Genomic DNA, 23,213 nt, shown 5'->3' with positions numbered 1-23,213 from the left:
TGGTTGAAAACCTGGTTATCAGCCCAAGGACTTCTATTGCAGGGTCAAGAGAATTCTGCCGCAAAGGTCAGCTCGTCATTCAATGAATGCAAAAAGGACCCAACTATGCTTTCGAAACTGTTGCCCTGGAAATACCTGATGCAACGTGCGGCCCATCATTACGGCTTTATCGACCCGGTTTCCTTTCTCGCTCGTCTGAGAAAGTTTTCCCAGCCATCCGAAGTCGCCGAACCGATAGAGCTACTGCGGGCAGGTGTCACCTTTCATTCCCGCGGGCTTATCAATACCAAAGCCATCCAGACCAACCTGGACTGGGTCTGGCCTTACTGGGTTGAAAAGCAATTCAAGCCCGGCGATCCCAGCTTCGTTCCACGGGCATTCAGTTTCAGCCATGTAAACCTAACCCACCGAGACTGGTCTGCGGTCGGTTTACCGGATATGTCGCTGTATCCGATTGTCGATCCCAGGGGTTTGGTCACCCCACTCTACGATGGCTGGTCGCTTGATTTCTGGTTGCAGTCGGCAGATGGGCAACTGCACGTACCCAGCCGCGCCGCCGATTTTCAACAACAGCTGCATACGGACGGCCGACTGCAAGTCGAGTCCGTTTTCAATACCGCGGCAGGCTCCCTGACAGCAGTCACTGAACTGGTACTCAATGCACAAGATCACCCGGAGCTAAAAATCCAGCTCCACGGCCACCTGCCCGAGGGTGGGCGTATATTGGTAACCGCCCGTCCTTACAATCCCGAAGGCATTCAATTTATCGAGGACATTTCAGTGGCCTCCCCCCAAACGCTGACCGTGAACAGCAATACGACCGTTTCATTCGACCACGCCGCAGACCAGCGTTTTCTGTCAAACTACAGCCACGGGGATGTCGCCCCGGATATCCAGCGCCAGCAAACGACCGAAGATACCCACATCCACTGTCGTGCAGGGATGGCAACAGCTGCGCTCGGGTTTGACGTTCCCGCCGAACAGGGCCGGCGCTCGGTTGCGATGATCATCGATCTGAGCCGGGAAATGAATCGGGAAAGCCGGAGCATAAACTTCTCCACCACCTGGCCAGACGCACTTGCATCAGCCGCGACGCTGCAGGTACCAGATAAACGCTTACAGCAGCTTTACGACACCAACCTGAAAACACTGACATTGCTCAGCGCCGAGGATGTGGTACCCGGCCCCTACACTTACAAACGCTTCTGGTTCCGCGATGCCTGCCTGATGATGAACGCCCTGTTGGCTGTCAACCTGCCGGACCGCGTTGGACGAGCCCTGCCCGGGTTCCGAAAACAGCAGAAACGCGATGGCTATTTCCAGTCACAGGAAGGTGAATGGGACTCCAACGGACAGGTCCTGTGGATCTTTGATCGGTACGAAAAACTCTCCGGTAATACGCTAGACGACAATCTGATCGACGCCGCCCGCAAGGCCGTCACCTGGATTGACAAAAAACGGGTTAATGCGCCCGGCACACGACATCACGGTCTGTTCCCCGCAGGTTTCAGTGCCGAGCATTTCGGTCCGAACGACCATTACTACTGGGATGACTTCTGGGCCATTGGTGGCCTTCGCGGTATCGCCGATCTGTTCCGGCGTCATGGGCTAAACGAGGAAGCCGAAAGAGCCGACCGCGTCCGCCAGGTTTTCGAGCACGATGTTCAACAATCCATCGACAGTATCGAACCACATCGCAGTCTCGGTGGCATTCCGGCCTCGCCCTACCGGCGAATGGATTCGGGTGCCATAGGCTCGATGGTGGCTGATTACCCATTGCAGCTAACAACCGACAATGACCCGGCTATGGCTGCGACTGCGAACTATCTGATCGACCACAGTTTTTACAAAGGCGCCTTTTTTCAGAACATGATTCACTCGGGTCAGAATATCTACCTGACCCTTGCGGTCGCGCAGACCCTGCTTCGCCAGGGTGATGACCGCTATCAGGCGTTACTGTGGACGGTGATGGACGCTGCCTCACCGACCGGGCACTGGCCGGAAGCGATTCACCCCAGCTCAGGGGGTGGCTGCATGGGCGACGGTCAACATGGCTGGGCAGCGGCTGAGTTTCTGATGATGGTCCGAAATTTGTTTGTGCGTGAAGAGCAGGATCGCCTGGTCATTGGTTCCGGTCTACCCAGGGAGTGGATCGAAAGTGACGAAAACCTGCACTTCGGGCCAACACTGACCCCCTGGGGGGGCGTCAGTGTTACCCTCGAGGGAACCGGAACCGAACGACGCATTAAGGTGAATGCGGACTGGCACCATAGTGGCCGGATGCCGGATATCGACGTTGCGATTCCCGGTTATGAGGCCTTCCAGTATCGAAGCGGCGCCGGCCCTGTTGCACTAAAACCCGCCCGGCAGACCAAGGAGAGCGTGAATGAACATTCTGATGTTCACTAACACCTACCTGCCTCATGTCGGCGGGGTCGCCAATTCGGTTTCACAAACGGCCCAGGTGTTAAGGAGCAAGGGGCACCGGGTCATCGTAGTCGCACCCGAGTTTGACGACAGTGAGGAACCGCTGTTTGAACTGCAAGATGATGTCGTCCGGGTGCCGGCCATCCAGAACTACAATGGCAGCGATTTCTCGGTTCGCCTGCCGGTTCCCTTTGCGCTGACCAACCTACTCGACGAGTTGCCGTTCGATCTGATTCACAGTCATCACCCCTTCCTGCTGGGCGATACGGCCGTGCGCATGGCGCGTCGCTATCAGGTGCCTCTGGTGTTCACTCACCACACCCGTTACGAACAATACACCCATTACGTCAGTGAGCAGTCTGCACTGATGCCTCAATTTGCGGCGGAGCTTGCCACCGAATACGCCAACCTCTGTGATGCGGTTGTGGCACCGAGTACCAGCATTCGGACACTGATCCGCAAACGCGGCGTCGAAACCGCTGTGGAGGTGATTCCGACCGGTGTCGTCATGGAGCGCTTCAACCAGGTCGATCAGGCGCAGGCCCGTCATCGCCTTGGGCTGAACGCTGATAGCAGGATCATCGGCCATGTCGGTCGCCTGGCAAAGGAAAAGAATCTGGATTATCTCTGCGATGCCGCCATCAGCGTACTGCGACAGGACCCTGCTGTGCACTGGATTATTGCCGGTTCCGGCCCCAGCGAACGCGATATGCGCGCCGCTGCTGAAGAAGCGGGGGTTGCGGAACAAATCGTCTGGCTCGGACAACTCAGCGGTCAGGATCTGGTTGACGCTTACGCCGCCATGGATCTTTTTGTGTTTTCCTCACAGTCGGAAACTCAGGGAATGGTGGTCACTGAAGCCATGGCGGCAGGTACACCGGTGGTCGCCCTATCAGCTCCTGGAGTTGATGATGTTGTTGACAACGACAATGGCCGGTTGCTGCCGGACAATACACCCGCCGACGCGTTTGCAGACGAATGTCAGAGCCTGCTCAATGCCCCGGACAAACGACAGGAAAAGCGGAAAGCAGCACTTGATACGGCGAAACGCTTTTCCGATCAGTACAGCGCCGAGAGACTGCTTCGGTGGTACCGCCAGACACTGGACTGGTTTGAACCGGAGCTGAGCCGAAACGAGGAATTCCCAGTGCTGGATAACCTCACGGCGAAACTGCAGGCGGAATGGCAGTTACTGCAACAGAAACTGACCGCCGTCGGACAGACCCTGACCGAAGATCTGGGCGCTTCCTGATGAACGCGAACCGCAGAAAACGACGCCAGGCGACTCTCTGGCTGGGGCTAACCCTGGCTGCCATGGTGGTGATCGCGATGGTGCTCACCTTTGCAACCGATATCGGGCAGGTTCTTGTCCAGCTCAAAGACTTTTTGCTGAAGCCGAATGCCGCCACGGAGTGGTATCTGGTCGCGCTGATCTTTCTGCCGCTTCTGGGCGTGCCCCTTAGCATGTTCTGCATCATGGCCGGGGTTAAATTCGGCTTCACCTGGGGAATGGCGGTCATTGGCGCGGCCATGTTCGGCCAGATGCTAATCTGCTATGCCGCCATGCATTCGTACATCAAGCCCGTCGTAAAGCGCTTTCTGGACCAGCGCGGCTATAACACGCCCAGGTTAGGCAAATCATCGCAGGTTAACTGGGCGGTCGCGCTTGTTGCTGTGCCGGTTCTGCCATACATGGTGAAAAACGTTCTTCTCGCCAGCGGTACATTGCCTCTGCGGACCTACATGCTCATCAACTGGCCACTGCAGATGCTCCAGGCCGTGCCGTACGTCATGTTTTCTGGTGCCGTGAAAAGCCAGAACGCAACGCTTATGTGGGTGGCTATCGGTATTTTTCTGGTTTTCTGGATTGGAGCCCGCAAGCTGCAAAAGCGACACAAGAACCGGACCAATGCATCCGATCAGCCCCCCCCAAGATATTAAGCCCCTACGCTGCTGGACACTTCACGCACACCCGCGATGACCCTTTTTTTTTGGTAAGATCGCCCCAACTATTTGTCCATTCAATCTTTTCGGTTACTAAATCGGAGTCATCAACAATGACCATAGCCTGGAGTGATTTCACCCCATGGGCCGCGCTCAGTGGCGGCATACTCATCGGGGTTGCGGCAGCCATCTTCCTTCTGTTCAACGGCCGGATTGCCGGCATAAGCGGCATATTGGGCGGTTTGCTCACTCCCTCTCAGGGAGGCGCATCATGGCGCATTGCGTTCGTCGGCGGCCTGATCGCAGCTCCCCTGCTGTGGCTGGCCTTTGGTGCCTTGCCACCGATTGAGATTAACGCCGGCTATCCCGCGCTCATTGTTGCCGGCCTTCTGGTTGGCCTGGGCACCCGTTACGGGTCCGGGTGTACGAGCGGGCACGGTGTCTGCGGATTGTCCCGACTGTCGGTTCGTTCCCTCGTCGCCACGCTTTCCTTCATGGCGGCAGGGTTTGTCACCGTGTTCGTCATCCGCCACATTCTGGGAGTCTGAGTCCATGAAACAAACCCTTGCAGCATTAATTGCCGGGCTGGTATTCGGCATCGGCCTGATTGTTTCCGGCATGGCCAACCCCGAAAAAGTACTTGGTTTTCTGGATCTCGCCGGTCTCTGGGATCCGTCACTGGCCTTCGTGATGGGCGGCGCCATCATCGTCGGGCTTGTGGCTTTTTCGGTTGCACGCCGACGCACCCTGTCGTTTCTGGGGCTTAAAATGAACATTCCTCAGTCCAACCAGATCGACAAGCGCCTGGTGTTTGGCAGCCTGGTGTTCGGTATTGGCTGGGGCATCGCCGGTTTCTGCCCTGGCCCCGGTCTCGTCGCCCTGGGGGCAGGCGAAGGCAAAGCTGCGGTTTTCGTTGCCTCAATGATTGGCGGCATGATCCTGTTCGACCTCCTCGAGCGCAGAAAAAAGGCGGCCTGAATCCCGCCAGGACGTCGCCAGCCACCTTACAGCCGGTCCAGGCATGTGAGATGATGGCGACCATCCATTTTTCGTTTTTTAAGGCAAAAGCTAATGGATATCAGAAAGATCGATGACACTATTTCAGTAGCGCCCCAGATATCTGTCGAAGACGTTGCGGAAATCGCTCGTCTTGGCTATCAGACCCTGGTAGCCAATCGCCCCGACCAGGAGGAGTTCGGCCAACCCCTGATGAGCGACATCGAAGCCGCTGCCCGGCAGCAGGGGCTGAACTGGGTCTACATGCCCGTCGAATCCGGCAACATTACCGATCACGATGTGGATCAGTTTGCGCCCATGATCCGTGACGCAGAGAAGCCCGTACTGGCTTTCTGCCGATCAGGAACCCGTTGCACCGTATTGTGGGCATTGAGCGCAGCCAGAGATTCCGGTGCAGAAGAGATCTTCACCAAAGCGCGAAACGCCGGTTACGACATTACCCCACTGGCACCACGGCTCGCTCAGCAGGCGCAGCACCGGGACTGAAAACGGACCTCATTCACCAGCTTCAGGATGATTTATGCGCTTCAAAGGTTCAGAGAGTTTCAGCCACCGGCAGCCGGACAAACTCGGTGTGCTTGTCACCAATCTTGGAACACCGGATGCACCAACCCCCTCTGCCCTGCGTCGATACCTTGCTGAATTTCTCTCGGACCCCCGCGTGGTTGAAATACCACGTCCGATCTGGTGGCTGATTCTTCACGGCATCATCCTCAGAATTCGTCCCCGCCGCAGCGCCAAGGCCTATGCCGGCGTCTGGCAGCCTGAGGGGTCCCCGCTCCTGATCCACACGGCCAAGCAAGCGGAGTTCATCCGTGACAGCCTGAGGGAAAAATACGGGCACAACATCGTGGTTGGCTTCGCCATGCGCTATGGCAACCCCTCTATTTCACGGGTTCTGGATGAAATGCAGGAGCAAGGCGTGCGCAAGCTGCTGGTTGTGCCTCTTTACCCTCAGTACTCAGCCTCAACGTCAGCGTCGACGTTTGACGCCATCGCCAAGGATTTCATGGGGCGGCGCTGGCTTCCTGATTTCCGTTTCGTGAGCCACTACCCGGACTACCCGCCCTACATCGAAGCCATGGCCCGTCATATTGAAGCGCACTGGGCGAATCATGGCCGTAACGACAAGCTGATTCTGTCCTATCACGGCGTTCCCCTGAAGTATTTGCAGAAAGGCGACCCCTATCACTGCGAATGCCACAAAACGTCGCGACTTCTGGCCGAACGCCTTGGTCTCTCGGGCGATGATTATCTGACGACCTTCCAGTCCCGCTTCGGACGGGAAGAGTGGCTGAAACCCTATACGGACCACACGCTCAAAGCTCTGCCTGGTCAAGGCGTCAAGTCAATCGATGTATTCTGCCCCGGATTCTCTGCGGACTGCCTTGAGACCATCGAAGAAATCAACGAAGAGAACCGTGAGTACTTCATGGAGGCGGGTGGCCAGGCCTTCAGCTATATCTCTGCGCTTAACGCGACGCCGGGTCACATTGAAGCTCTCGTGAAGCTGATCGACGAGAACCTTCAGGGCTGGACGCTGCCTAACAATCAGGCTGAGACACTGGATGCCCGCCAGCAGCGCGCGGATGAACGCCGGGAAGCCACCTATCCTGGCAGGACGGTATGACCATGAAACTGAATTGCGATCTGGGGGAAAGTTACGGTGCCTGGACCATGGGCCAGGATGAAGCCGTCATGCCCTTGATCGATATGGCCAATGTCGCCTGCGGTTTCCACGCAGCCGACCCCGTGGTGATGCGTAAAACCGTGGCCCTGGCCCTGAAACACGGTGTGGAAATTGGAGCCCATCCGTCCTACCACGACATTGCCGGTTTTGGCCGCCGGTCCATATCCCACTCCCCCGAAGAGATACACGCCCTGCTGCTCTACCAGCTTGGCGCACTGGACGGCATGTGTCGCGCTGAAGGCGCTGAAATCCAGTATGTAAAGCCCCATGGCGCCCTCAATAACGACATGATGCAGGATGATGACCTGCTGCGCACCGTCGCCCGGGCCTTAGCCAGTTATCGGTCGGATCTGCCCCTGATGATCCCGGCCACCCGCCGGCATCGGGAACAACGCTCCATCATCGAGTCCATGGGCGTGCCCGTCCTTCTTGAAGCCTTTGCCGATCGGGCTTACACCGACGAAGGCCAGCTGGTCCCCCGATCTCAGCCCGGTGCCGTCCACACCGACCCGGAAACCATCGTGGCTCAGGCGACGTCATTCGCCCATGAGCAAGGTGTATCCAGCCACACGGGGCAATGGCTGGATCTGCCAGCGGACAGTCTGTGTGTCCACGGGGACAACGAAGCCGCCCTGCAGGCCATTGTGGCAATCCGGGAGGCACTGGCGAAGTCTCGTCCATGATCCAGAGCGTGTCAGACGACAGCATCCTGATCACTCTGGGCGATCATATTGACCCGACCCTGACACCACGCATTGCGCAAGTCTGCTCAATCATTGAGGCAACCTGCACCCCCTGGCTGGTAGACATCATCCCCTCCTATACCACCATCCTCGTGGTTTACGATCCTCTGCAGGTCGATTTTCGACGGGCGGAATCAACGCTCTCGAAACTGGTCCGCGCAACAACGCCATTCACATCCGACGATTCACCGGCGCCCCACGCCCCGAAAACCCATGACATTCCCGTCTATTACAGTGATGAATCGGGCCCGGACCTTCAGCGCATTGCAGACATGCATAACCTCCGTGTGCAGGAGGTTATCGACCGACATTGTGGCACCACCTATCAGGTCTATGCCCTTGGCTTTATGCCGGGATTTGGGTTCCTCGGTTCGGTTGACGAGCAAATTGCCACCCCACGACTGGAAACACCCAGAAGCCGTGTTCCTTCCGGCAGCGTCGGGATTGCCAACCAGCAGACCGCAATCTACCCCGCGGTGTCACCCGGTGGCTGGAACCTGATAGGCCGAAGCCCAACCAGAATGTTTGACCCGGAAACGCTCTCGCTTCTGAAGGTTGGTGACCGGGTGACGTTCCACTCCGTATCACGTGTGGAATACCTGGCTCTGGGAGGCGAACTGTGAAACTTTTTCGAGTCTTGCAGCCGGGCCCACGGACCACCATTCAGGACAGTGGCCGCCAGCATTACCAGCGGCACGGTTTGGCCCAGGGCGGCGCCGCTGATCGCTTTGCTTTCCTGTCGTGCAATAAATTGCTGGATAACGACCTCAATGATGCCTGCCTTGAAATGACGCTCGGGGGGCTTAGCATGGAAGCACTGGCAAATGTCTCAATAGCGATTGCTGGTGCCGACTGTCAGGCCACCATCAACGGCGTGTCTGCGCCGGCTTGGCAAAGCTATGCACTGCGTGCCGGGGACCGCCTCAGCTTTTCTACGCCAGGCACCGGGCGCCATACGTATCTCGCCGTGAAAGGAGGCCTTCGCAGTGCACATAAATTTGATAGTCAATCGGTCGTGGTCCGGGAACAGATTGCAGGGCTCAGCGCGCTCGAAGAAGGCGATTCATTGGTCGGAGTCTCGCAACAGCCGACACTGGCCCGATACTTTCCGGAAGAGCTGATACCCGCCTACGACGCGCCCCTGACAATGGGAGTTGTACCCGGCTACCAGTTTGAGCGGTTTTCTAGCACTGACCGTGCACGCTTTGTCACATCGACCTATCAACTCAGCTCCCAATCCGACCGCATGGGTTACCGGCTGGAAAATGGCACACTGGGGACGCCACCAGAGGGGATCGTGTCCGAGGGTATTGCGTTTGGTGCCGTCCAGGTGCCGGGGGATGGTAATCCGGTGATTCTGCTGCAGGACCGGCAAACCATCGGTGGCTACCCCAAATTGGGAAGCCTCTGCGCTGTGGATTGCTACCGACTAGCTCAGGCCAGGCCAGGTCAATCCATTGGGTTTCGATGGATAGATATCTCTGAGGCTCAGTCGGCACGAGTGTTGTTTGAGGAACGATTCAGGCGGTCTCGCTGGACCTCACAAGGAGATTTGGTCTGGAGTTAACCGGAAGAAAATCCTTCAATCCTCATCTGCGTTCGGGGATTCCGACCGGGTAACCGGCTTAACTTCGCAGAAAGTGCATTCCTCCAGATCAACACCAGCACCCCCTGTTTCGACATAACGCACACGATGCTTGGCGCTTGAGCGGTTGGCCGACACCGAAAATTTCCGGTCAGTCTCACGGTCAGCAGGGACTTTTTTTCTGGATACCATAACCTTCTCCTCAAACGCTCAGGCGAATTCGAGCTGATTTGACCTATTAATTAGGAACGGATACGGGATAATTCAATGCTGAGAGGAAAAAGAAAATTATCTGCCCCACACAAATAATCGCAATGCCCCTACTTTTCGAGAAGCATCCCATTACCTATGCCATCAGTAGCGGGCACACCAGGTATCTTGATGTCATCATCGATTAACCAACGAGCGATATTAACGGCTCGTATCCAGAAAATTCGAAACAAGAATGCTACGCACTGGCTCAGGAGGCCCCTTGAGAGACGTAACGGCCGTTGAAGGAATCTCTACATTAGAAACTTTTTCACTGGTCCAAATATGAGTACTCGACCCATCCAAAGGAGAAGAGAGCCGGCTCGCTATGACGACACAAGCACCCTTGAGGGCACCGACCGTAGCGCAGACGGCAGCCCCACATTCCGGACAGGCAAAATAGGTTTTCTCAATTCCCGAACCACCCTTCATCGTCGTCGGACGACTTTCTCCTAGAGCTTTACATCCGTCGGGCTCAAAGAAAGCGATATCTACGTAAGGCAACCCAGTCACACCCCTGCAATCAGAGCAATGACAAACCACCTGAGTCACGACCGGTGTTGTTATATCCAGTACCAGTTGACCACAATCACAACTCGCAGAGATTTTTTTGCTTTCGGTCATACTTTCCCTCGCTCCTTTAATTAGCGCAGCCTCCCGGAAAAAGAGATGATATGGCGTCAGTCACTGCGATGATTGTATCAGTGATTCCGGAATACCAATGAAGTTGGCGCGTCTTTCCCAAATCATCTTATACAGCGGCATAAGACCGATTTAAACCAAGCTATGGGGGATCCAGAGGACTTGAGGATATGCGTGAGGAGTCAGTACTGAGGGAAAAATGGCGGTGGGCCAGGGATTCGAACCCCGGGAAGGCTATTAACCTTCGGCGGTTTTCAAGACCGCTGCATTCAGCCACTCTGCCAGCCCACCGTTTTTCCATTGCTGCCGTGCGACAGCGGTGTGCATGATACCGGATTTGCCTGTGCTGTCAACGCCCCGAAAATCCGTCGAGGACATTTTCGAGCATTACCGGCATTTAATGGAATCCATCTACCGGTTTACGGTCGTAAATGATTGAAAGTTACGTGTACGGCATTATTATGTGTACATAGAACTTAGAATCATCACTCAGTGGAGATGAGAATGGAGAACAGACACATCAACAGTCAGCAGGGCACTTACGCAGCGCCCCACACACAAACGTCGACCGGTATCAGCGCCGACACTACCAAAGTGCTGCGCAACACCTACACACTGCTTGCCATGACACTGGCCTTCAGCGCAGTAATGGCTGGCGTTTCCATGGCTGTTGGTTTGGGCCGCGGCGCGAGCCTGCTGTGCAGCCTGGGTGCCTTGGCTTTGATCTGGTTGGTGCTGCCACGCACCGCCAACAGCTCCAAGGGTATCGCCGTTGTTTTCGCTTTTACCGGCCTTCTCGGCCTGTCCCTCGGTCCTATCCTGAACTACTACCTGTCTCTGTCCAACGGCGGTAGCATTGTGATGCAGGCCCTGGGTGGCACCGCGCTGGTGTTTTTCTCACTGTCCGCTTATGTGCTGACCACCAAGAAAGACTTCAGCTTCATGGGCGGCTTCCTGTTTGCCGGCCTGATGGTCGTGATCTTCGGCATGCTGGGCATGTTCGTGGCCTCCATGTTTGGCGTCGAAGTCAGCGCCTTCAGCCTGGCGCTGAGTGCAGCGATCGTTCTCCTGATGTCTGGCCTGATCCTGTTTGACACCAGCCGCATCGTAAACGGTGGCGAGACAAACTACGTCATGGCAACCACAGCGCTGTACCTGAACATTTACAACCTGTTCACCAGCCTTCTGCACCTGATCGGCGCCTTTAACGACGAGTAAGACGTCGTTGGCAACCGACCGAAAAAGCCCCGGCTCCGGCCGGGGTTTTTGCTTTTTGACCGGTTTGATATAAAACACTCCCTATGAGCGAAAACACACACAACTCCTTCACCCTGGTGATTACCGGCGCCCCATACACCACTCAGGCACCGCAGACTGCGCTGGCCTTTGCCCGTGCAGCGATTGCCAAAGGCCACACCATTGACCGGATCTTCCTGTACGGTGATGGCGTTCACCTTGCGTCCTCGTTAACGACCCCACCGTCGGACGAAACCCATTGGCCGAATGCCTGGGCCTCGTTCCTGAGTGCCAACCGGGTACCCGGGGTCGCCTGTGTTGCTTCTGCACTTCGTCGTGGCCTGGTGGACGAGAACGAACAGAAACGACATGAGCTGACCTCAAGCAACCTGCTTGCCCCCTTTGAGATCGCAGGACTTGGCGAATGGGTTGAAGGTAATATCAAGTCATCCAAAACCCTGTATTTCCACGGCGGACACTGAGTCATGACGACGCTCATCGTGATAGACCAAGCTCCCTACGGACTCTGGGCAGGCCGCGAGGCACTGGATATGGCCTTCTCACTGGCAACCTTTGATCAGCCAGTAAGCCTCCTGTTTACCGGTGCCGGCGTGAACTGGCTGCGCAAGGGGCAGACGCCGGACGCCATTGAGCAGAAATCGGTTGAGAGGAATCTGTCTGCCGCTCCTGTTTTCGGGATTGAGCAGCTGCTGGCCGATGAGGCATCCTGCCAGCGCTATGGGCTGTCACCAGATGAACTTATTGACGGTGCAAATATGGCTCGGGGCAGCTCTGGCTTGTTAGCCAGCTACACCAACGTTATTTTTTCCAACTGAGTCTCAGCATGAAGCTTCCTATGAGCCAGATTCACACCTTACACATCCTGAACAAGACTCCGGAACACCCCCGCTTCAATGAGTGTTTGGCCATGATGGGGCCAGACGATGCATTGGTTCTGACTGAAAATGGCGTCACTGCCCTGTGGAGCACGAGCAAAGCAGCTCTCCCCAAGGTTTTCGCTACTAAAGCAGATCTGCAGGCTCGCGGCCTTGTAGCAGAGGCAAATGGCGCGACGTCGGTGGACTACCCTGAACTGGTAGATCTTACGGTTCAGGCAAAACGGGTTATCAGCTGGTAATCGGAAAATGAACGAGCAGGCACTTCCGCGACGAAATAACGAGGGGTTCCTGGAGTCTGCCAATGAGTGGACCCAGGCCGTGGCTCAGGTAATTGCCTCTGAGGACGGCATTAAACTGTCTGAAAAGCACTGGGAAATCATTGAGTTCTTGCGGGAATTTTACGGAAAACACGAGATAGCACCGCCCTCTAACCGACTCTTCGTAAAAGCCGTCAGGGAGGCGTTTGGACAAGATAAGGGTAACAGCATCTACCTGATGCAGCTTTTCCCGGGCACACCGGCAAAGACCGCGTGTCGGATTGCCGGCCTGCCGCGGCCGACCAACTGCCTTTAGTCCTTGTCTCTGGCGCGAGAGGAATCCTGGCTGCGACGTTCAAGATCGTCCGCATTACCAATAAAGCTGCTAAGTCCGTTCTCAAACAGCCCCGAACCAAATTTCAGAAACTGCCGGGTGGATTCCTTCAGGCTTCCGTCCAACGCCGTTTCTGGCAGCTCTCGAAAGGCTTCACGCACACCTCGCTTAACACCCTGTGAGACTTTGGGCTCGACCTCCCGGGAGGCATCAATCAGTTCCTGAACCTTGCGGTCCAGATGCGGGCGAACCACAAAAAACCAGACGACCAGCAGCACCAGCGTCACGGTTAATCCGGTTATTACTGCCACCAACGCAATCAGTGTCCAGTCCGTCATAACGATCTCCCTGTGATCAAGGTGCTATAAAGCAAGGTACGTGAGCGAAACAAACTGGGCCGCACCGGCCGCCGCACCGAAAATTCCCCCGATCAGCATCAGCAACAATTCTTCTTCGCGAAACGCTGGCCGCAATATGTCCTGAAATTCCGTTGGCCCCAGAGCCTTCAACTGACTCGACAAGACCTCAGCAACCACGGGGGCGCGCTCCCGATTGAATTCCGGGTCACTGAATACGTCCCTGGTCGCCACAACCGCTTTCTGGTTCATGACTTTTTTCAGTTCGGTGTAGCCCGCCATCCCCACGCTCACTTGCGCCGTTAGTTTCATGATAACGGAGTCATCGAGCAACGGACGTAAATGCTTCTGGATAATGGCGCGGGTTCGGTGACCGTAACGCCCATTGAGCATGGCGTCAGCCACCTTCTCAACGGTAATCAACTCCTCAGCAACAAGCCGTGCCCAGACTTCGGAAATTTCGGGCTGGCGACGGAGGAAAAGCCCCTGAAATTTCCAGAACAGAATACGGCGAGGCCGAACCGGCGCAAAAATAAAGTTGATCGCAAGCCAGTTGGTAATGAATCCTATGAAGAACCCGCCAACAGGCAACATCCAGGGTTCCGGGAATCGAATCCAGAGGGGAACCAGCGCAGCCCCCAGCACACCACCGATGATGGCGCCGCAGTTAACCACGGAGCGCAACTCCACCGAACCGGCCTGCTGAAAGATTCGATTCATCAAGTCAGGATGATTTTGAAGCTCCCGGCTCAGAAGCGCCTTAAGATCGACCAGATCGTCGAGATCATCACCGAAATCCTCGACCAGCTCCTCAATCCGGTTTGGCAGCTGCTCCCTCGCCCACTGGTAAATCCGACGCTTCACGAACATGGGCAGATTGTCCCAGAGCACAGGCTGAATCTCATACATGACTTCGTCGATGTATTCATCCAGACGCGGCGTCACCTGGGAAATGATCCGCTCAACAATTCGCTCGGGTTCCAGCTTTTCGTAGACGGCGTTTAGATCGCCAAACTGCTGCATGGTGCGATCCACGCATATATGCGCCATTTTCTCCGACTTCCGGGGAATAACACCCTGCCACCCGATGGCACCCAGCCCGATAAACCGAACAGGATAAAACGACATCTGAATAGCCAGCCAATTGGTCACCCAACCGACCAGGCCCGCCGTTAAGGGCAGCATAAAAAGTGTAACGTCGAACAAATGAAACCCCGGAGTGAAAATAACTTGCCAGAGATATTAGAGGAGACCACCAGACATTGCCGATGGCGAAACCACTCGGCCCATACGGAGATAATGGCGTAAAGGCCCAGGAGCATCATTGGCCGTGCAGCCAGCCGAACAGCGGTACTGCGGCAGGCAGGTACAAAAAAGCGCCACCCGCTGACTGCGACTGGCGCCCTTTTTACAGGAGCAACACCTTACTGCTTACTGGTAGTAAGCGTTCTCGGTATTGGTATGGTCCGTGATGTCGCGGACACCGGTAATTTCAGGGATCCGCTCTTTCAGAGTCGTTTCCACCCCCTGCTTGAGTGTCAGACTCACTGCGGAGCACCCCTGACAACCGCCTCCAAACCGAAGAACTGCCACGGATTCATCTACGATTTCCACCAGTGAAACCTCGCCACCGTGTGCCGCCAGATTCGGGTTGATCTCGGATGCCAGGATATAGTTCACCCGATCAGGCAACGGCGCATCGTCAGACACGTTCGGTACTTTTGCGTTCGGCGCCTTGATGGTCAGCTGACCACCCATCTGATCCTTGGAGTAATCGACGAACGCCTCTTCCAGGAAAGGTACCGAGCTGTGGTCGAGATACAGTGTGAACTTGCCCAGATCCAACTGTTCGTCCGTCGGCACAATTTCATTGGGCGGGCAATAAGCCAGGCAGGTTTCGGCGTTTTTTGTGCCGGGCTGGGTGACGAACATGCGAACGCCCATGCCCTCTACGTCCTGCTTGTCGATCAGTTGTGCGAGATAATCCCGGGCGGGATCTGTCACAGTTACCAATGCCATTTTAAGAACCTGTCTGAATGTTTCCGGATATTCTAAGGGACTCACTCGGAACATGAAAGACCAAGTAAAATACTCGGTCTTTTAAAGGGTACTCATTTCTACGTATAGTTGAGCAACCTGAAATTCAACCGGGCAATACGATAAAAAGCGTGGCGGCTCTACGACGGCCCCGCGCATTTTTGCTATGATTCCGCGCCATTACTGACAATACGACGCAACAACAGACTCTCGGAAGTACACCTATGACCGATCGCAAAACCCGCCTCGAGCAGCTTAAGAACGCATTGAAAGAACGCATTGTCGTTCTCGATGGTGGTATGGGCACGATGATCCAGAGCCGCAAACTGGACGAGCAGGCGTTCCGCGGCGATCGGTTTGCAGATTACGACCGCGAGGTTAAAGGCAATAACGACCTGCTGAACCTGACCCAGCAGGAACTCCTCAAGGAAATCCATGCAGAATACCTGGAGGCAGGCGCGGATATCATTGAGACCAATACCTTTAACTCTACACGCCTGTCCCAGGCGGATTATGGTCTTGAATCCATTGCCCGCGAGCTGAACGTCGCTGCCGCCAAGCTGGCCAGGGAGATCGCCGATGAGTTCACCAGCCAGACCCCTGACAAGCCGCGCTTCGTAGCCGGTGCCGTTGGCCCAACCTCCCGGACCGCCTCTATCTCGCCTGACGTGAACAACCCGGGTTTCCGAAACATCGATTTTCAGACCCTGGTCGACAACTATTATGAGGCAGTCGAGGGTTTGGTCGAGGGCGGCTGTGACCTGATCCTGTTTGAAACCATTTTCGACACACTGAACGCCAAGGCCGCGATTTACGCGACACAGCAGTATTTCGAAGACAGTGGCATTGAGCTGCCGATCATGATTTCGGGCACCATCACCGATGCCTCTGGCCGTACCCTGTCGGGCCAGACCACCGAGGCTTTCTGGAACTCCGTCACCCACGCCAAGCCACTGTCCGTAGGACTCAATTGCGCCCTGGGCGCCGATGCGCTGCGCCCTTACGTCGAAGAACTCGCCACCAAAGCGACAACCTACGTCAGCGCGCACCCCAACGCAGGACTCCCCAATGAATTTGGTGAATACGACCAGACTCCCGAGGAGATGGCGGAAATCATCGAAGATTTCGCCCGCGACGGCTTCCTGAACATTATTGGTGGTTGCTGTGGCTCGCGCCCCGATCACATTGCCGCTGTGGCAAAGGCAGTGGCGAAATACCCGCCCAGAAAGATTCCGGATATCAAGCCGGCCCTCCGCTTGTCCGGTCTCGAGCCGTTTACCGGCGACGAAAACACCCTGTTCATCAACGTGGGTGAGCGCACCAACGTTACTGGCTCCCGGCGTTTCCTGCGCCTGATCAAGGAAGAACAATACGAAGAGGCCCTGAGCGTGGCCCGGGACCAGGTCGAGAATGGCGCCCAGATCATCGACATCAACATGGACGAAGGCATGCTGGAGTCCAGGGACGTCATGGAGACCTATCTCAAGCTGGTCGCTTCTGAGCCAGACATTTCCCGCGTTCCCATCATGGTCGACTCATCCAAATGGGACGTTATCGAAGCGGGCCTCCGCTGCATCCAGGGTAAGGCCGTGGTGAACTCGATCAGCCTGAAGGAAGGCGAAGAAGAGTTCATCAAGCGCGCCCGGGATTGCATGAAGTACGGTGCGGCCGTGGTCGTCATGGCATTCGACGAACAGGGTCAGGCCGACACCTACGAACGCAAGACCGAAATCTGCAAGCGTTCCTACGATGTGCTGACTGGTATCGGCTTCAACCCGGCCGATATCATCTTCGACCCCAACATCTTCGCCATTGCCACAGGCATCGAGGAACACAACAACTACGCCGTCGATTTCATTGAGGCAACCCGCTGGATCAAGGAAAACCTGCCCCACGCCTCTATTTCCGGCGGTGTCAGTAACGTCTCCTTCTCCTTCCGGGGAAATGATGTGGTGCGCGAGGCCATCCACTCGGTATTCCTCTACCACGCCATCAAGGCCGGCATGAACATGGGGATCGTGAACCCGGGCCAGCTGGTGATTTACGACGAGATTGACCCCGAACTGAAGGAGCGGGTCGAGGATGTGGTGCTGAACCGTCGGGACGATGGTACCGATCGCCTGCTGGAAATCGCCGAGCGCTTCAAGGGGCAAAGCGGCAAAACCCAGGAAGAAGATCTTGCCTGGCGAGAATGGCCAGTCGAAAAGCGCCTGGAACACGCTCTGGTCAAGGGCATCACCACGTACATTGTTGACGACACCGAGACCTGTCGCCAGAACGCCGACCATCCAATTGAGGTGATTGAAGGCCCGCTGATGGACGGTATGAACGTGGTGGGCGACCTGTTCGGCGACGGCAAGATGTTCCTTCCCCAGGTGGTGAAAAGCGCCCGGGTAATGAAGCAGGCGGTGGCACACCTGATTCCCTTTATCGAGGCCGAGAAAACCGCCGACCAGAAAGCCAAGGGCAAGATCCTGATGGCCACGGTAAAAGGCGACGTTCACGACATCGGCAAGAACATCGTTGGAGTGGTTCTCCAGTGCAACAACTACGAAGTGATTGATCTCGGGGTGATGGTGCCCTGCGAGAAGATCCTGGAGGTTGCCCGAAAAGAAAACGTGGACATTATCGGTCTGAGCGGGCTGATTACCCCGTCGCTTGATGAAATGGTCCACGTGGCCAAGGAAATGCAGCGACTGGATTTCAATATCCCGTTGATGATTGGTGGCGCCACCACGTCCAAGGCCCACACCGCCGTCAAAATCGAGCCGGAATACCAGAACGATATCAGCCTGTACGTATCGGACGCCTCCCGCTGCGTGAATGTCGCCTCCCAATTGCTGAGCGAGACGGCCAAAGACCCAATGGTCACCGCTACCCGTAAGGAATACGACCAGATCCGGGAACGCCGGAAGTCCCGGGGCGACCGCACCAAATTGGTGAGTCTGAAAGAGGCCCGCGATCGGGCTCCTGAAATCTCGATGGATGACTACGAGCCGCCGAAGCCAGCATTCACCGGGATCCGGGAGTTCAAGGACTATGACCTCAACGAACTGGTCGAATACATCGACTGGACACCATTTTTCATTTCCTGGGATATCAGCGGAAAATACCCCGCCATACTGGAAGATCCGAAACGGGGTGAGGCCGCACGGAGTCTGTTCAACGACGCCCAGAGTATTCTGCGCCAGATGATCGATGAAAAGCGTATTACGGCCCGGGCCGTTATCGGATTCTGGCCAGCGAACCGCCGCGGAGATGACATTGTGGTCTATCGCGACGAATCGCGTACCGGAGAGCTGACCACCCTGCACCACCTCCGCCAGCAGGACGAGAAAGCCCCGGGTCAGGCAATGCGGGCGCTATCAGACTTCGTCGCACCTGAAGGCTCCGGATGCTGTGACTACGTGGGTGGCTTTGCGGTGACCGCCGGGATTGGTGCTGATGAGTTCGCCGATGAATTCAAGGCACAGCACGATGACTACAGCGCCATTATGGTGAAGGCCTTGGCCGACCGCCTGGCAGAAGCATTTGCCGAGCGCCTGCACGAGCGGGTCCGGAAGGAATTCTGGGGCTACGCCAGCGGAGAAAGCCTGGATAATGACGCCCTGATCAAGGAACGCTACCAGGGCATTCGCCCTGCCCCCGGTTACCCGGCCTGCCCGGACCATACGGAGAAAGCGACCCTGTTTAATCTGCTCAACGCACCGGAAACCGCGGGCATTGAGCTCACCGAACACTTCGCCATGTTCCCCGCAGCCGCTGTCTCCGGGTGGTACTTTGCTCACCCGGAATCCAAGTATTTCGCGGTAGGGAAAATTGGCGCCGATCAGGTTGAGGACTACGCTGAGCGTAAGGGCATCACCAAAGCCGAGGCAGAGCGCTGGCTGGCACCGAGCCTGTCCTACGACCCTGCGGAGTGACCCCGCGGGTCATACAGACATCCCACCACTAAAGGATGCAGGATGAACAGTGGGAATGATGGAGAAAGCAAAACGAAGCCAACCCCGGAATCGCCCGGGGTTCTGAAAATCATTCAGAGCATTCTGGCCGGTGCCTTCGGTGTCCAGTCGGACAAGCGCCGGCAGGAGGATTTCGCCAGTAGCAGCCCCTGGCCCTATATTATTGCCGGAATTCTGTTTACTGCTGGCTTCGTCGTTATGCTTATCCTGATTGTCAAGATGGTCCTTGCGGGCAGTTAGACTACTGCCCGGATACCCACATCACCGCGAAGGCCACCACCAACAACACCAGAAGAACCGAAGCAATCGCATCCACCTGGCTGTCTGAACTCGCTGTCTTTTTCATCGCACAACCCTCTTATTAATCTGCGTCTTTTGCACTTATTTTTGTCAGAAACTGAAGGACTTAGCCCTTACAAAGATTAGTTAAGACAGCAAATGGCGATTCGTCCAGTTTCCGCCTTTCTATATCACCTGAATCGATAAACATATTTGGAAATAATCATTTTAGAAATATATACGCGGTGATATCCTGCCATGAAGCTATAAGACCCGGCCCTTATCCTCCCTCTTTGAGGTCCCGAGCCGGGCATACAACTGATGAGTTTGAGCAGGATCTCGCATTATGTACGTATACGACGAGCACGATCGGCAGATAGCCGCCGAACGGGTAGCCCAATTCCGAGACCAGACCGACCGGGCCCTCGCAGGAGAGTTGGCAGAGGAAGAGTTCCTTCCACTGCGCCTGCAGAATGGTCTCTACGTTCAGCGCCTGGCGCCCATGCTCCGTATCGCGGTGCCCTATGGCATGATGCGCTCGAACCAGGTACGTCGTCTTGCGCGAATCAGCCGTGACTACGACAAGGGCTACGCCCACTTCACCACGCGCCAGAATGTTCAGCTGAACTGGCCGAACCTTGAAGATGTACCGGACATTCTTGCCGAACTGGCGGAAGTCGAAATGCACGCCAACCAGACCAGCGGCAACTGCATCCGGAATACCACCACCGACCAGTTCGCGGGTGTGCAGGAAGACGAAATTACCGACCCGCGCCCCTACTGCGAAATCATTCGTCAATGGTCCACATTCCACCCGGAGTTTGCCTTCCTGCCGAGGAAGTTCAAGGTAGCCGTAAACGCCTCCGAAAAGACCGACCGGGCCGCCATTCAAGTTCACGATATCGGTCTGCAGATTGTTCGTAACGAATCAGGCGAGCTTGGCTTTCGGGTTCATGTGGGCGGCGGCCTTGGCCGCACACCGATGGTCGCACCGGTGATCAGGGAGTTCCTGCCAGAACTGGATCTGCTGACGTACATGGAAGCCGTACTGCGCGTCTACAACCGCTATGGTCGTCGGGATAACAAGTTCAAGGCCCGGATCAAGATTCTGGTCAAAGCCCTGACACCTGAAGGCTTCGCGGAAAAAGTCGAGGCCGAATGGGCGCACATCAAGGACTCCCCCACCAAGCTCACTCGCGAAGCGATTGACCGCATCAAGGGATATTTTACCGAGCCGGACTACGAAAGCCTCGAGAACGCGTCAGATCTTCTTGCCAGGCAGCGATTCGAAAACCGCGCCTTCGATCAGTGGCTCACCCACAACGTGGATACCCACAAAAAAACGGGTTACGCCATAGTGAACCTGACCATCAAGGAAACCGGCACGCCTCCGGGGGACGTTACCGATCGTCAGATGGAACAGATTGCTGACCTGGCCGACGAGTACAGCTTCGGTGAGATTCGAGTGACCCACCAGCAGAACGTCGTGCTGGCTGACGTCCGGCAGGATCGCCTGTTCGAACTCTGGCAGGCCATTGTTCCCATGGGCTTCGGCACGGCCAACCTGAACACACTGACTGACGTGATCTGCTGCCCGGGCGGTGATTATTGCGCCCTGGCGAATGCCAAGTCCATCCCGGTTGCGGAAGCGATTCAGCGCCGGTTCGATGACCTGGATTATCTCTACGACCTGGGCAACATCGACCTCAACATCTCTGGCTGCATGAACGCCTGTGGTCATCACCATGTGGGCAATATCGGTGTGCTGGGCGTGGACAAGAAAGGCGAGGAGTTCTATCAGATCAGCCTGGGCGGCTCCTCGCACCACGATGCCTCGATTGGCAAGATCCTTGGTCCGTCTTTCGCCAGGGAAGCCATGCCGGATGTAATTTCCACCATCATCAATGTGTACGTTGACAAGCGTACCGAGGAAGAGACTTTCCTGGACACCTATCGTCGCATTGGAATTGACCCGTTCAAGGAGCGCGTTTATGCCTGATATCGTATTGCAGGACGGCAGCATCAAACAGGATGACTGGGTTGTGGTTTCGCGCCCCGAGGACGGAGACTCGCTCAACCCTCCCAACCAGAAAGCACTCATTCCGGTTGATCTCTGGCTGGCAGGCTACGAGCGGTACGCGGGCCGTGAGGACATCGGTGTGTGGTTCGACAGCCATCAGGAACCCGAAACCCTGGGAGACAAGGTCAACGAACTCACCGTCATAGCGGTTAACTTCCCAAAATTCACCGATGGCCGTGGCTACAGCATTGGCCGGCTTCTTCGGGAGCGCATGGGCTATCAGAACGAACTCCGGGCCATTGGCGATGTTCTGCTTGACCAGCTGCAGTTCATGAAGCGCTGCGGGTTTGATGCCTACGCCCTGCGTCCGGACAAGGATATCCAGAAAGCCGCCAGATGCCTGGGTTTCTTCAGCCAGGGCTATCAGGCCGCAACGGATACCGATACCCCACTGTTCCGACGTCGCGCCGGATAACAGCGCACGCGAAACGAAAAAAAGCCTGTCAACTGACAGGCTTTTTTATGCTTGTTTTCCCGATTTACTTGCTGTGGTCAAGCACGATCTTACCGGCGGATTCACCCTTCAGGAACGCCTTGAGCGCTCCATCAAGTTCGGCCCGGCCAATATCCCGGGCCGAAGCCTCGGTTTTCGAACAGGCCCACTCTCCCGCGAACTTCTCCCAAACCGATACCTTATCCGCCAGCGGTATTTCCACCGAATCGACACCCAGCAGATTGACGCCCCGAAGAATAAACGGCAGCACCGTCGTCTCAAGCTGAGGACCGGCGACCAGGCCGCAGCAGGAAACCGAACCTCCTGGCTTCACCTGCTTGAGCATCTCCGCCAGAGGCGTCCCGCCCACGGTATCCACGGCATTGGCAAAAACAGGCTTGAGCAGGGGTTTCTTTTCCTGGATCAGAGTGTCCCGGCCCACCACGTCTTTGGCTCCCAGCGCTTTCAGGTCTTCTGCGTGGTCTGCTTTACCACTGATCGCTACCACGTCAAATCCCAACCCTGAAAGCAGTTCCACCGCGACGCTACCCACTGCACCACTGGCGCCGGACACCGCCACAGCGCCCTGCTCCGGCGCAGCCCCCATCTTCAGCAACTTTTGCACGCACAGGCCAGCGGTCAGACCGGCTGTGCCGTAAATCATGGCGGTGCGGGCATCCCAGCCTGCAGGCATTGGAACGCACCAAGCTGCCGGCACCCGGATGTATTCGCCAAAACCACCATCGGTGTTCATGCCCAGGTCGTAGCCGGTGACAATCACGGGCGAGCCGGCAGTGATTGAGTCCGAGGAAGACTCGACCACCTCGCCCGCCGCATCTATGCCTGGAGTGTGGGGAAAGTTACGAGTCACGCCCTTGTTGCCGGACGCCGACAATGCATCCTTGTAGTTCAGGGAAGAATGAGACACCCGGATCAGTACTTCGCCCTCGGGCAGATCCCCTGTATTCAGGGTCTTCTCGGAGCCTACGTAATCGCCACCTTGCTCTTCTACCCGCCAAGCCTTGTAGTCAGTACTCATCGTC

25 protein-coding genes and 1 tRNA gene are annotated in these 23,213 nt (G+C 56.3%); 19 read left to right on the top strand and 7 right to left on the bottom strand.

Going from position 1 to position 23,213, the window contains the following annotated elements:
- The first annotated feature begins 105 nt into the window (after positions 1 to 105).
- The 10 genes from K8I84_RS04385 to K8I84_RS04340 all read left to right on the top strand — a co-directional run bounded on the left by K8I84_RS04385 (position 106) and on the right by K8I84_RS04340 (position 9,388).
- Positions 106 to 2,409 carry a hypothetical protein gene (locus K8I84_RS04385; protein WP_223793489.1) on the top strand — a complete coding sequence of 768 codons (2,304 nt, stop codon included), beginning with the start codon at positions 106 to 108 and terminating at the stop codon, positions 2,407 to 2,409.
- The gene (locus K8I84_RS04380; RefSeq protein WP_223793488.1) at positions 2,387 to 3,679 is read left to right on the top strand and encodes a glycosyltransferase; all 1,293 of its coding nucleotides are present in this window, start codon (positions 2,387 to 2,389) and stop codon (positions 3,677 to 3,679) included. Before K8I84_RS04385 ends, K8I84_RS04380 begins: the two co-directional genes overlap by 23 nt.
- Entirely contained in the window at positions 3,679 to 4,368 is a 690-nt protein-coding gene (locus tag K8I84_RS04375; protein WP_223793487.1) for a hypothetical protein, read from the top strand. Before K8I84_RS04380 ends, K8I84_RS04375 begins: the two co-directional genes overlap by 1 nt.
- A gap of 83 nt (positions 4,369 to 4,451) precedes the next feature.
- Positions 4,452 to 4,919: a YeeE/YedE family protein gene (locus K8I84_RS04370; protein ID WP_411722655.1), complete on the top strand. Its 468-nt coding sequence runs from the start codon at positions 4,452 to 4,454 to the stop codon at positions 4,917 to 4,919.
- Between the two features lie 4 nt (positions 4,920 to 4,923).
- On the top strand, positions 4,924 to 5,349 hold the full coding sequence (locus K8I84_RS04365; RefSeq protein WP_223793485.1) for a YeeE/YedE family protein: 426 nt from the start codon (positions 4,924 to 4,926) through the stop codon (positions 5,347 to 5,349).
- 93 nt (positions 5,350 to 5,442) lie between these two features.
- A complete protein-coding gene (locus K8I84_RS04360) occupies positions 5,443 to 5,874 on the top strand; it encodes a TIGR01244 family sulfur transferase (RefSeq protein WP_223793484.1) in 432 nt (143 codons plus the stop codon).
- 34 nt (positions 5,875 to 5,908) lie between these two features.
- Positions 5,909 to 7,018 (top strand): ferrochelatase, encoded by a 1,110-nt coding sequence (gene hemH / locus K8I84_RS04355; RefSeq protein ID WP_223793483.1) that lies wholly within the window; start codon positions 5,909 to 5,911, stop codon positions 7,016 to 7,018.
- Between the two features lie 2 nt (positions 7,019 to 7,020).
- A complete protein-coding gene (locus tag K8I84_RS04350) occupies positions 7,021 to 7,761 on the top strand; it encodes a 5-oxoprolinase subunit PxpA (RefSeq protein WP_223793482.1) in 741 nt (246 codons plus the stop codon).
- Positions 7,758 to 8,444, top strand: a complete 687-nt coding sequence (gene pxpB, locus K8I84_RS04345) for a 5-oxoprolinase subunit PxpB (RefSeq protein ID WP_223793481.1) — start codon at positions 7,758 to 7,760, stop codon at positions 8,442 to 8,444. Before K8I84_RS04350 ends, pxpB begins: the two co-directional genes overlap by 4 nt.
- Positions 8,441 to 9,388, top strand: coding sequence for a biotin-dependent carboxyltransferase family protein (locus K8I84_RS04340; RefSeq protein ID WP_223793480.1), 948 nt, complete (start codon positions 8,441 to 8,443; stop codon positions 9,386 to 9,388). The genes pxpB and K8I84_RS04340 overlap by 4 nt, the downstream gene beginning before the upstream one ends.
- 15 nt (positions 9,389 to 9,403) lie before the next feature.
- Here K8I84_RS04340 and K8I84_RS04335 read toward each other — a convergent pair whose 3' ends face one another.
- The 3 genes from K8I84_RS04335 to K8I84_RS04325 form a co-directional block, all read right to left on the bottom strand.
- Positions 9,404 to 9,598 carry a hypothetical protein gene (locus K8I84_RS04335; RefSeq protein ID WP_223793479.1) on the bottom strand — a complete coding sequence of 65 codons (195 nt, stop codon included), beginning with the start codon at positions 9,596 to 9,598 and terminating at the stop codon, positions 9,404 to 9,406.
- A gap of 219 nt (positions 9,599 to 9,817) precedes the next feature.
- Positions 9,818 to 10,279, bottom strand: coding sequence for a GFA family protein (locus K8I84_RS04330; protein WP_223793478.1), 462 nt, complete (start codon positions 10,277 to 10,279; stop codon positions 9,818 to 9,820).
- A gap of 218 nt (positions 10,280 to 10,497) precedes the next feature.
- Positions 10,498 to 10,588, bottom strand: a tRNA-Ser gene (locus tag K8I84_RS04325).
- Positions 10,589 to 10,801: 213 nt separating this feature from the next.
- Between K8I84_RS04325 and K8I84_RS04320 the strand changes: the two genes are divergently transcribed.
- The 5 genes from K8I84_RS04320 (at position 10,802) to K8I84_RS04300 (ending at position 13,005) form a co-directional block, all read left to right on the top strand.
- Positions 10,802 to 11,515 carry a Bax inhibitor-1/YccA family protein gene (locus K8I84_RS04320; RefSeq protein ID WP_223793477.1) on the top strand — a complete coding sequence of 238 codons (714 nt, stop codon included), beginning with the start codon at positions 10,802 to 10,804 and terminating at the stop codon, positions 11,513 to 11,515.
- 83 nt (positions 11,516 to 11,598) lie between these two features.
- Positions 11,599 to 12,015, top strand: a complete 417-nt coding sequence (tusD, locus tag K8I84_RS04315; protein WP_223793476.1) for a sulfurtransferase complex subunit TusD — start codon at positions 11,599 to 11,601, stop codon at positions 12,013 to 12,015.
- A 3-nt stretch (positions 12,016 to 12,018) separates the two neighbouring features.
- The gene (locus tag K8I84_RS04310; protein ID WP_223793475.1) at positions 12,019 to 12,369 is read left to right on the top strand and encodes a DsrE family protein; all 351 of its coding nucleotides are present in this window, start codon (positions 12,019 to 12,021) and stop codon (positions 12,367 to 12,369) included.
- An 8-nt stretch (positions 12,370 to 12,377) separates the two neighbouring features.
- Positions 12,378 to 12,671 carry a sulfurtransferase complex subunit TusB gene (gene tusB, locus K8I84_RS04305; RefSeq protein WP_223793474.1) on the top strand — a complete coding sequence of 98 codons (294 nt, stop codon included), beginning with the start codon at positions 12,378 to 12,380 and terminating at the stop codon, positions 12,669 to 12,671.
- Positions 12,672 to 12,678: 7 nt separating this feature from the next.
- Positions 12,679 to 13,005, top strand: coding sequence for a TusE/DsrC/DsvC family sulfur relay protein (locus K8I84_RS04300; RefSeq protein ID WP_223793473.1), 327 nt, complete (start codon positions 12,679 to 12,681; stop codon positions 13,003 to 13,005).
- On the opposite strand, the gene K8I84_RS04295 is transcribed toward K8I84_RS04300, so the two are convergent.
- From K8I84_RS04295 to nfuA, 3 genes are all read right to left on the bottom strand, one after another.
- Entirely contained in the window at positions 13,002 to 13,361 is a 360-nt protein-coding gene (locus tag K8I84_RS04295) for a hypothetical protein (protein ID WP_223793472.1), read from the bottom strand. The two genes, K8I84_RS04300 and K8I84_RS04295, sit on opposite strands and share 4 nt — an antisense overlap.
- 24 nt (positions 13,362 to 13,385) lie before the next feature.
- Complete coding sequence (locus K8I84_RS04290) at positions 13,386 to 14,507, bottom strand: hypothetical protein (RefSeq protein WP_223793471.1); 1,122 nt, start codon at positions 14,505 to 14,507, stop codon at positions 13,386 to 13,388.
- A gap of 303 nt (positions 14,508 to 14,810) precedes the next feature.
- Positions 14,811 to 15,398: a Fe-S biogenesis protein NfuA gene (gene nfuA / locus K8I84_RS04285; protein ID WP_223793470.1), complete on the bottom strand. Its 588-nt coding sequence runs from the start codon at positions 15,396 to 15,398 to the stop codon at positions 14,811 to 14,813.
- Between the two features lie 242 nt (positions 15,399 to 15,640).
- On the opposite strand from nfuA, the gene metH reads away from it, so the two are divergent.
- From metH to K8I84_RS04265, 4 genes are all read left to right on the top strand, one after another.
- Positions 15,641 to 19,339, top strand: coding sequence for a methionine synthase (gene metH / locus K8I84_RS04280; protein ID WP_223793469.1), 3,699 nt, complete (start codon positions 15,641 to 15,643; stop codon positions 19,337 to 19,339).
- A 42-nt stretch (positions 19,340 to 19,381) separates the two neighbouring features.
- Entirely contained in the window at positions 19,382 to 19,618 is a 237-nt protein-coding gene (locus K8I84_RS04275; RefSeq protein ID WP_223793468.1) for a DUF2970 domain-containing protein, read from the top strand.
- A 385-nt stretch (positions 19,619 to 20,003) separates the two neighbouring features.
- Entirely contained in the window at positions 20,004 to 21,656 is a 1,653-nt protein-coding gene (locus tag K8I84_RS04270; RefSeq protein ID WP_223793467.1) for a nitrite/sulfite reductase, read from the top strand.
- A complete protein-coding gene (locus tag K8I84_RS04265) occupies positions 21,649 to 22,152 on the top strand; it encodes a DUF934 domain-containing protein (protein WP_223793466.1) in 504 nt (167 codons plus the stop codon). The genes K8I84_RS04270 and K8I84_RS04265 overlap by 8 nt, the downstream gene beginning before the upstream one ends.
- 64 nt (positions 22,153 to 22,216) lie before the next feature.
- Here the strand turns inward: K8I84_RS04265 and K8I84_RS04260 are convergent, their stop codons facing one another.
- Positions 22,217 to 23,209, bottom strand: coding sequence for a YhdH/YhfP family quinone oxidoreductase (locus K8I84_RS04260; RefSeq protein WP_223793465.1), 993 nt, complete (start codon positions 23,207 to 23,209; stop codon positions 22,217 to 22,219).
- Between the last annotated feature and the right edge of the window lie 4 nt (positions 23,210 to 23,213).

This window comes from Marinobacter sp. F4216 (assembly GCF_019931195.1).
GTDB classification, from domain to species: domain Bacteria; phylum Pseudomonadota; class Gammaproteobacteria; order Pseudomonadales; family Oleiphilaceae; genus Marinobacter; species Marinobacter suaedae.
Note: the sequence above shows the minus strand (reverse complement) of the source record. Positions and strands in the feature narration are given on the sequence as shown.